Source organism: Acidovorax sp. KPB24-03, assembly GCF_057546605.1.
Genome location: NZ_BAAJYR010000467.1, coordinates 1 through 2,525, shown reverse-complemented (window position 1 = coordinate 2,525; position 2,525 = coordinate 1). Strand labels below are relative to the sequence as shown.

Below are 2,525 nucleotides of genomic sequence, written 5' to 3'. Positions count from 1 at the left end.
ATGCGGGCCAGCAGCTCCACCGTGCGCTGCGTGGCGGCGTCCAGTGCCGGGGCCGTGTCCGGGCCCGCAGCCGGGTCGGGCAGCAGCGTGCCCCAGGTGTGGGTGCGCAGGGCCTGCAGCGTCTGCAGCGCCACCTCGGCATGGCCCCCGCTGGTGTCGACCAGGGCCTTGATTGCCATCGTCAGCGCGCCTGCGCGCGCGATGGCCTCGGCGCCGTGGCGGGTCGGGTCGATGGCCTTCACCCAGTCGCGGAGCGCCTCGCGCAGGGCGGCAATCGCGGGCGAGCTTCGGTACACCTCGAAGCCGGGCAGGCGCCGCAATTGCAAGTCGATGATCTCGCCGTAGGTCTTTTGCAGGGCTTCGGTCGCCGTCCGGTGGCGGCGCTGGGCGTGCTCCAGTTGCAGTTCGGCCTCCTTGCGGCGTCGGGCCAGTGCCGGCTGCAGCGACTTCAGATCGTCGGCGCCGGCTTCGAATTCGAACAGTTCGCGTGCCTGATCCGTGGCCAGCTTCTGGATGTCTTTCAGCTCGGCGTCCTTGCCCTGGCTGCTTCGCTCCAGTTCGGCGTGCTTGGCGGCTTGCCGGCTTCTCAGCGCCTGCAACGCCTCGATGTGCCGGGTCAGCGCTTCCTGATCGCTGCCGCCCCGGTCACCTGCCGCATCGTTTTCCGCGAGCGATCGGTCGAGCCTTTGGTCCAGCCGATGAAGCGCAGCCCGCAAGCTGGCCATGGATTTTTGTTCGCTGGCGAGCCGGTGTGCCTGGTCGGCCAGGCTGGCCGCCCTTTGGCCGCGCTCGCTGGCCTCTTCACTCAGGCGCGTTTCATGGTGCTGCACCAGCCGCTCCATGGCGATGGCCTTGTCCACGGCGATCTGGGCCAGCCGCACGGTTTCGGCGGCCTTCATCTGCCCGGTCAGCACCGGCTCCAGGCTCTCCCATTGACCGCGGCTGCGCGAAGGGAGGCGCGAGGGGTCCTTCGAGGTGTTCTGGTAGCGGAGCATTTCCTCGACGGGCTTCGGGTGGCCCCGCGCCATGCCGAAACAACTGCCTACCTTGGTCGCCAACTGGCCCAGCACCGATTTGGGCTTGCGCGGGGGCATGGACGCGGCATCGGCGGCGGGCAGCGGCTGCGCGAGGTATTTGCGCGCGGCCCGGCCTGCGTCGTACAGGGGCGACAGCAGTTCGTTCTGCGCTGCACGCGGATCGAGCTGGTGCAGCTTGTGGTGGGCCTGCTTGTGGCTGGCCGGCGCGCGGCGTGGGCACTTGATGTCGAGTTGCCGGGCAGGCCTGCGGACGAGATGGTGGGACGCACTGAGAGTTTGGGCATGGTGTCCAGTCATTCATGGGCGTCGTGTGCGTTCCGCGGGCGAGGGGTGCCCGGGAACAGTGGCTGGACCGGGCGCATTGCACGCCCTGCGTTGGCTGGCCACGACACGCGCGATGTTGCAGTGCGGCACCCGGGGCGGCGGACCTGCCTGCGAAGAGGGGTGCGGCCGCGCGAAGCCAAGGTCTTGATCTGGTGCGCCAGCGAGAGTGTGCCGGCCGTGCTAAGTTCCGGGCCGAACCGACGATCAGGTGATAAAGAAACGACCAAATGATGATGAGCCATCTGCAGCGGAAAATCCACGCGCAGCCCGCCAGCCGACTGGCTGGCATGCGCCGTGGCATCGAAAAAGAGGGACTGCGGGTGCTGCCCACGGGAGGGCTGGCGCTCACGCCGCACCCGGCGGCGCTCGGCTCGGCGCTGACCCATCCCCACATCACCACCGACTACAGCGAGTCGCAGATCGAGCTGATCACGGGAGCGCGCCTTGGCGTGCAGGAATGCCTGGACGAACTCACCGAGATCCACCAGTTCGTCTACCGCAGCCTGCAGGCTTCGGGCGGCGAGATGCTGTGGCTGTCCAGCATGCCCTGCGGCCTGCCCACCGACGAGACCATTCCCCTGGCGCGCTACGGCTCGTCCAACGTGGGGCGCGCCAAGAGCGTGTACCGCATGGGGCTGGGCCACCGCTACGGCCGGCGCATGCAGACCATCTCGGGCATCCACTACAACTGGTCGCTGCCCGATGTGACCAGCGACGAATACTTCGCGCTGATCCGCAACTTCCGCCGCCATGCCTTCGTGCTGCTGTATCTGTTCGGCGCCTCGCCCGCGCTGTGCCCATGCTTCGTGCAGGGGCGCGAGCACGGCCTGCAGCGCCTGGGTGGCGAGGCGCTCTACCTGCCGCACGCCACCTCGCTGCGCATGGGCCGCCTGGGCTACCAGAGCGATGCGCAGGCCACGCTGGCGGTGAGCTACAACGGCCTGGACGGCTACGCCGCCTCGCTGCGCGAAGCCCTGAGCCGGCCGTACCCCGCCTACGAGGCGCTGGGCGTGCGCAACCCCGGGGGCGAATACAACCAGCTGGGCACCAGCCTGCTGCAGATCGAGAACGAGTTCTACGGCACCATTCGCCCCAAGCGCACCGTGCGCTCGGGCGAGCGGCCTCTGAACGCGCTGCGCGACCGGGGGGTGGAATACGTCGAGG

2 pseudogenes are annotated in these 2,525 nt (G+C 68.9%); one reads left to right on the top strand and one right to left on the bottom strand.

Annotated features, from left to right (window positions below):
- Positions 1–1,334: pseudogene (locus tag AC27KI_RS22690) on the bottom strand (hypothetical protein); the annotation flags it as partial.
- 257 nt (positions 1,335–1,591) lie between these two features.
- Here AC27KI_RS22690 and AC27KI_RS22685 point away from each other — a divergent pair.
- Positions 1,592–2,525: pseudogene (locus AC27KI_RS22685) on the top strand (glutamate--cysteine ligase); the annotation flags it as partial.